The 6,620-nt window shown below is 43.2% G+C and carries 6 protein-coding genes; 2 read left to right on the top strand and 4 right to left on the bottom strand.

The features are described from left to right. Window positions 1–41: 41 nt before the first annotated feature. From JOD03_RS06725 to JOD03_RS06740, 4 genes are all read right to left on the bottom strand, one after another. Window positions 42–1,415: a GntP family permease gene (locus JOD03_RS06725; protein ID WP_204590074.1), complete on the bottom strand. Its 1,374-nt coding sequence runs from the start codon at window positions 1,413–1,415 to the stop codon at window positions 42–44. A 69-nt stretch (window positions 1,416–1,484) separates the two neighbouring features. Beyond that, window positions 1,485–2,498, bottom strand: coding sequence for a 4-hydroxythreonine-4-phosphate dehydrogenase PdxA (pdxA, locus tag JOD03_RS06730; protein WP_204590075.1), 1,014 nt, complete (start codon window positions 2,496–2,498; stop codon window positions 1,485–1,487). Continuing rightward, window positions 2,495–3,802 (bottom strand): four-carbon acid sugar kinase family protein, encoded by a 1,308-nt coding sequence (locus tag JOD03_RS06735; RefSeq protein WP_204590076.1) that lies wholly within the window; start codon window positions 3,800–3,802, stop codon window positions 2,495–2,497. The genes pdxA and JOD03_RS06735 overlap by 4 nt, the downstream gene beginning before the upstream one ends. Next, the gene (locus JOD03_RS06740; RefSeq protein ID WP_204590077.1) at window positions 3,799–4,560 is read right to left on the bottom strand and encodes a DeoR/GlpR family DNA-binding transcription regulator; all 762 of its coding nucleotides are present in this window, start codon (window positions 4,558–4,560) and stop codon (window positions 3,799–3,801) included. The genes JOD03_RS06735 and JOD03_RS06740 overlap by 4 nt, the downstream gene beginning before the upstream one ends. A gap of 195 nt (window positions 4,561–4,755) precedes the next feature. Here JOD03_RS06740 and JOD03_RS06745 point away from each other — a divergent pair, with 195 nt between their 5' ends. Both JOD03_RS06745 and JOD03_RS06750 read left to right on the top strand, forming a co-directional pair. Next, window positions 4,756–4,980, top strand: a complete 225-nt coding sequence (locus tag JOD03_RS06745) for a DUF6199 family natural product biosynthesis protein (RefSeq protein WP_204590078.1) — start codon at window positions 4,756–4,758, stop codon at window positions 4,978–4,980. Between the two features lie 22 nt (window positions 4,981–5,002). Further along, window positions 5,003–6,496 carry an AI-2E family transporter gene (locus tag JOD03_RS06750; RefSeq protein ID WP_204590079.1) on the top strand — a complete coding sequence of 498 codons (1,494 nt, stop codon included), beginning with the start codon at window positions 5,003–5,005 and terminating at the stop codon, window positions 6,494–6,496. Window positions 6,497–6,620 lie beyond the last annotated feature (124 nt).

The following is a 6,620-nucleotide window of genomic DNA, read 5'->3' on the forward strand; positions in this document are numbered from 1 at the left end:
GCCTTTCCTAAACGGAAAAGGCGTTTTTTGATATACAGATATTAACCAAAGAACATATTGGCGATGAGAAGCATAACTAATGATGTTGCCCAAGCTAAAGTTGTTGGGACTGACCACACCATGATTTGTTCTTTGACATTTTTGATGCCGAGCATGCGGTTGACGACCCAGAACATGGAGTCGTTGAAGTAAGAGAAAATCATGGCACCTAATGCCGCCGCTTGCGCAGCTAATGCTAAGTTCACATCTAGGTTCGCTAAGATCGGTGCAGAGATAGATGCCGCTGTAATCATAGCAACCGTTCCACTTCCCTGGATCAGACGAACCAAAGTAGCAACGAAGAAAGGAATCAAAATGGCTGGAAGCGGTAAGTCTGCAATCACTTGCGCAATATAGTCACCCGCGCCACTTTCACGCAGAACCTGCCCCAACGCACCACCGGCACCGGTAACTAGTAAAATGATACCAGCAGTTGTCATTCCTTCTTCCATACGCTCGAGTGCTTCCTCACGTTTCAAGCGATTCGCTAGAGCATAGATGGCAGCCACTAAACCTAATGCGACCGCAATGACTGGCTTTCCTAAGAAGAGAAGGTAATCAATTGCCCCACCCGAAATCTCGAGTGCGGTTAAAGTGGTATTAATAAAGATAAGAACAATCGGTAATAAAATCGGTAAAATTGATTTGAATAACGACGGAAGCTCTTTTTCACGCTCAGATGAAAGAGCAATAAATTCATCATAGGCAGAAACATTTTCAGGACGGACGAAGCCTAATCCATCTTCACTTGGAATTTGATAGATGCGCTTCCCGACCCATTGAGCATAAAATACGCCTACAATAATAATCGGCACAGCAAAAATTAATCCCCATAAAATCATTAAACCGACATCAACTCCGAAGATACCAGCAACTCCTAATGGACCTGGAGTTGGAGGGACGGCGTGGTGAGTCGCAACGAGACCGATGGCTAAAGCTACACCTAACGTAACAACGGATTTACCTGTTTTTGATGATAAGGCACGTACTAAAGGATTTAAAATAACGAAAGCCGAATCAACAAAAATTGGAATGGATACAATATAACCGGCAATTGCCATTGCCCATTCCTCTTTGCGTTTCCCAACAAATTTGATCAATGTATAGGCAAGCTTTTCAGCGGCACCTGTTACTTCTAAGATTCGTCCCATCATTACACCAAAACCAATAATGATCCCGATGGAAGCGAGTGTATTCCCGAATCCTAAAGATATCGAATCTGCTACATCCAGTGGAGCCATTCCCCCCACTAAACCTGTAATGGAAGCAGCAATGATTAAAGCTAGAAATGCATGAATCTTCGTTTTTAAAACGAGTAAAATAAGAACAGTAACACCTAAAACTAATCCTAACATCATTTGAGTCTCAAGAGTCATCCCCATGTAACCCCTTTCATTTTTAATATATGGGAAGGAAGGGGAGAACCCCTTCCAAGTTCCTACTAGTTAGATAGAATCTGCTGTGAACTTCGGTGCATATGTTGCAGCGAGTTTGATACATTCTTCCATGCTGACACTTGATGCAATGTTCTTCCATGCGATATCGAATGCCGTACCATGGTCAACAGATGTACGAAGGAAAGGAAGGCCATTCGTAATAGAGATCGTACGGTGGAAGTCCGTCATTTTAGCGGCGATGTGCCCTTGATCATGATAAAGAGAGAGGACGGCATCGTATTTCCCGTGTAAAGCTTGGAAGAAGACTGAATCAGCTGGTACTGGACCATGTGCGTCAATTCCATCCGCGCGTGCTGCCTCAATTCCCGGTGCAATTTCATCTAGTTCTTCTCGACCGAAAAGTCCATTTTCTCCACTGTGTGGATTCAATCCAGCTACAGCAAGTTTACGATTTTCAAGACCTAGGCGTTGCAATGCTTTATCACAACGGTTCAAGTAGTCTCTCACACGCTCTTTCGTCATCTGATCAATGGCTTCTTTTACAGATACATGACGCGTCAAGAAGAAGATACGTAAGTCATGCACTTGGAACATAGTTAGTGGGTCTGGCGTGTTTCCAAGGTCCTCTAACATTTCTGTATGTCCAATGTATGGTACATTCGCAGCTTTTAAAGATTCTTTGTTGATTGGTGTAGTTGCCAAAGCAGCGACTTCACCAGCTTTTGCTAGTTCGACAGACTTCTTGATGTATTCAAAAGAAGCTTGACCACATTGTGCAGATACTTGACCAGCCTCCCAAGTAGAAAGGTCAATATTGTTTAAATCTAAAACATTTACGGTTCCGAATTCATATTTCCCCTCTGCAGGTGAGGTTACTGTACGAACAGACAATTTCACGTCTGTTACTTCGATTGCCTTTTCGATGATTTTTGCATCTCCGACGACAAGAGGTTTACATGCATCATAAATTTCTTGTTTAGCTAGAGATTTTACCGTGATTTCTGGTCCAATTCCTGCTGCATCTCCCATTGGGATTGCAATAATTGCGCGTTCGTTTGTCATTCTTCGCCACTTCCTTCTTGGTTTTTAGTTTTTAGAAATGTGAAACATTGATAAATCGATTGTTTATCGCCAACCATTCCGCCTTTCGTGACGACAGAGATGCCATTTAGAAGCCCTCCGATAAATGTGCCATAGGCAGCCAGAGGAATAACTTCGTCTTCAAGACCGATGGCTTCCGCTTGGCTCACGGAACAAATCGCAGCTGTTACATCCCCGCCGCTTGAGAAGGTTCCTCCGATTACATGATTGGTCTGTGTCATAATCTGTGTACTGATAGTTGCGAGGCCTTCTGTAATACGTTTGGCAAGGACGGTTGACGTCACGCCTTCCTTCTGTCCAAGTTCTGTTAAATTGAGCACCTGACCCGATGGTGAATACGTAGTAATAATTAAAACGTCCTCTTGGTTCAAGCGAGTTAAGCCTTCCTTGATGGCACGTTCGATTTCTGTGTCCCAACTTGAAGTTGTGGATGCCAGTTTCTTCACGTCCACATAGACAGGTTTCGCGTTCGTCTTATCAATTAGATAGCGGAGTTGTCTCCCTGTAAGCGGGGTAATGCTTCCAATAGAAAAGATCCACTTTTTTGGAGCTACACTTTGATGTGCCATTAATCTTCCATAAGTTGCTGTAAGGGGACCTGGATCAACAGGTACCCAAGAAATGGTGCTGAGTTCTGCCATCGCTTCCGCAATATGGTCTACTTCTTCGTTCGTTACGGCATCTAAAACAATGATGCGAGAACCTGCTTCCACGAGTTGTTGTAACTTAGGTTTGATTGCAGCACAACCTTGTAAAACAATGTCTAGTCCTACATGAGCTACTGGATGAGAACTTTGCTCACTAAAGAGAGTAGGGACATGCGATTGTGTAATGGGATTCATAGGATCTTTTGCAACATCCGTTTCTTGAACAGGAATACCATCAACTAGTAAGTACCCCCCTGATGTCACTCGACCTGAATCGGGATAGGAAGCCACTACAATAGCTACCGCTTCCGGACCGAGCTCATTTAGTAAGGTGTCCGTCTCGATTCCTAAATTACCTCTAATGGTGCTATCAATTCGCTTTGCGAATATCTGAGCGTCCCAAGCAGCGAGCTTGTGATAGGCATCTTGAACGCGCACTTTTGCTAGTTCTTGATCGACATACCGACTATCTGTGTCGATACAAATGGCGGATACGCCCCCATTTTGAGGGATAGGCCCACCAAAAACGACCGTCGCACTTGAAAATCCATTTTTGGCAAGACGAACACCGGTTGCATTCGCCCCTGTTAAATCATCTGCTATAATTCCAATCTTCATTTCTTCACAACCTTTTTTAGTTCCGCAAGTTCCTTATATTGTGTATAGATCTCTTTCGGTAACGAATCATCTGTAATAATTCCAGTAATCGAAGAGAGGTCACACACTTTCGCGAAAGCTTTCTGATTGAATTTTGACGTGTCTGCGACGAGGTAGACTTGTTCAGCTGCACGAATCATCTCACGCTTTAGTGCGGCTTTTTCAATTGTAGGTGCTGTAATCCCAAAGGAGGGATGGATAGCATGTGCCCCAAGGAAGAAAAGGTCGACATGCAATTCTTTAAGCATTTCTTCGGCATGATTGCCAAATACAGCGCCTACATCATTTTGAACGCGCCCTCCAAGTAGATAGACGTCTAATTTCGAATTCATAAGAACAGCAGCAATTTGGATATCGTTTGTTACCACTGTAAGATGTTCGATATCGGAAAGTCGCTTCGCAATTTCAAGTGTAGTGGTTCCTGAGTCAAGTAATAATGTCATCCCTGGTTGAATGAACGGAATGGCGTGTTCTGCTATTTGTTGTTTCTGTTCAAGCATTTCCAATTGTTTATCAGAAAAACTACGCTCAGACTTTAGTGGATGGGCTAAGGTAGCTCCTCCATACGTACGTATCAATTTCTTTTCGTTCTCTAATTGATCTAAATCCCGGCGAATGGTCATAGAAGACACTTGGAAATGTTCTGTTAACTCAGCGATTTCTAAGGTGCCTTGCTGTTGTAACAATTCCATAATGTGTTTTTTTCTCTTCATAGACATACCGTAACCTCCACCTAATGAAAACGCTTTATTGTTCACTTCAAACATCATTATGTTACCTATGAACATAAAAGTCAATAGCATTGTTCGATAAGAACATTTTTTCTACGATTCTGAGAATGATTCTATTTTTTGAAACAATGTCCATCTTGAATCGTATACACTAGAAATAAGAGATGGAAAGGGGTACCCTCCATGTTTTTCTTGGTGTGTATAACAATCGTGTTTGTACTGCTAGGGATTTTTGCGCTTCGCCACCCAGAAGAGGCAGAGTTTCTCTTCGAGCGCTGGAAATACAAAGAAGATCCGCAGCTGAGTGATGCAGGAAAAGCAGCGATACGTTTTCGAGTATGGATTGGCTTTGGTATCCTCGGAATCTTATGGCTCGTCACTATATTAGAAATCCTTCGTACAAATTAAGGGGGAATGAAAGGAAGGTTGGATGAAGGGGTTTTTGAAGTTTTTGTTGTTCCTAGTCGTCATGGTGTTGTTTTTAGGTGGAAGTGGCTACCTTATTTTTTCGTATGATGAATTGATCGGCATGCTTTGGGGTATTGTGCTTTGGTTTGTGCCATTTGCGATATTTATTATCTCACTTGTCGCTCTTGTCGTTGGCAAATTGCCACGGCTTGGCATTCGTTCCCGTTGGAGCGGGACGGTCGTTCTCGTGACATCGTTAGCGGCCGGACTCGCCATTGTGCTGTTGGCATTCGGCAATGCGTTTGTGATCCAAGCGGGGAATGTGGACGAATCAGTGAAAGAGAAAGTGCGTTGGTATGCGCGTCTGACAGGACAGACGACGATGCAAGATGATTCATACCGAGTAGACGGGAAGTATGCGACGTATTATGTAACAGAAGACAATGAACATAAAGTCGCCATTATGGAAGAATTATTCCCGCGTATGGAAGCGCAGCTTGATCGTTATCTTTCCCCTCTAGCAGAAGGAGAAAAACCAGAGATTGAATTACATAGAAATGCTTCGACTCTTCAGCTGTTAGAAATGGACGGCAATATGGCTGGCGTATATTCAATTATTACGGGGCGCATCGACATGCTTGAGAATACACTGTACTGGGAAAAAATCTTCATTCATGAGTACACGCATTACCGCGTCCACCAGTTCCAATTGCAAGAAGCGGGAAAACACGTAAGGATTCCTCATTGGCTAGAAGAAGGATTTGCCGAAGCAATGACAGGTTCCTTGATGCTTGGACCATTTGATAACTATAAAAATCTCTCGTTTGCAGATGCATCCAGTAAAATCTTGCAAATGAATAATCACACGCAAGATGTCTATACATACGGGCAAATTTTAACGTCGGAATTGATTCATGGAGCGAGCACGGAACAATTTCAAAAGTGGCTTCTCACGGATGACTACGCAGTAATTGAAGAAGAAATTCGTGACCTGTATCAAATCCCAGAAGACGTGACGACACAAAGTTTTCTAATTGACCGTTATGAAGAGACGCTGGCTAAGGATAGAACATATTTTGATCGGACCTATGAAATTCCGGCAAGTGAATGGGAGGAAGAATGGACGGCTTTTCAAGAAGAGGTCTATTTTCCGATGTACGGACAATATTTATCTAGTTTACGCAGATTGGTTCTGGGTGAACTGGACTTCGATGCCGGGGAGAAAATCTTACAGGAACGGTTGACCTATGATTTATCCTATAGTCCTGAAGCTAGTAATTATGATAGGGCAATCATTGTCGCAGGACGAGGGGATTTGGACGGAGCCATTGCCATCTTGGAAGACTCCATGAATGGAGAAATCGAGCTTAAATCATTAGAAACGGAGCACTTACATTCTACTTTAGAATTGTTACGTGAAGATCCGAGTCATCCAGAGGCAATCGAACGCTTAGAAAAACGTGGACTCTACTTCCAAGGCACTGACGAGTGGCTCGAATCCTTACAAACCAACTAATTGTGGACCTGTGCATAAAGCACAGGTTCTTTTTGTAATCTGAATACCCCCTGCAATGCAGGGGGTTCCTGAGAGCTTTCAGCTATGGACAAAAAAATCCCCTCATCATACGATATTTTCAGGT

This window comes from Chryseomicrobium aureum, assembly GCF_016909155.1.
GTDB lineage: Bacteria > Bacillota > Bacilli > Bacillales_A > Planococcaceae > Chryseomicrobium > Chryseomicrobium aureum.

Bases quoted from the DNA above. Each gene is read 5' to 3' on its own strand.
- JOD03_RS06745 (WP_204590078.1), top strand. From the start codon at position 4,756: ATGTTTTTCTTGGTGTGTATAACAATCGTGTTTGTACTGCTAGGGATT.
- JOD03_RS06740 (WP_204590077.1), bottom strand. From the start codon at position 4,560: ATGTCTATGAAGAGAAAAAAACACATTATGGAATTGTTACAACAGCAA.
- pdxA (WP_204590075.1), bottom strand. From the start codon at position 2,498: ATGACAAACGAACGCGCAATTATTGCAATCCCAATGGGAGATGCAGCA.
- JOD03_RS06750 (WP_204590079.1), top strand. From the start codon at position 5,003: ATGAAGGGGTTTTTGAAGTTTTTGTTGTTCCTAGTCGTCATGGTGTTG.
- JOD03_RS06725 (WP_204590074.1), bottom strand. From the start codon at position 1,415: ATGACTCTTGAGACTCAAATGATGTTAGGATTAGTTTTAGGTGTTACT.
- JOD03_RS06735 (WP_204590076.1), bottom strand. From the start codon at position 3,802: ATGAAGATTGGAATTATAGCAGATGATTTAACAGGGGCGAATGCAACC.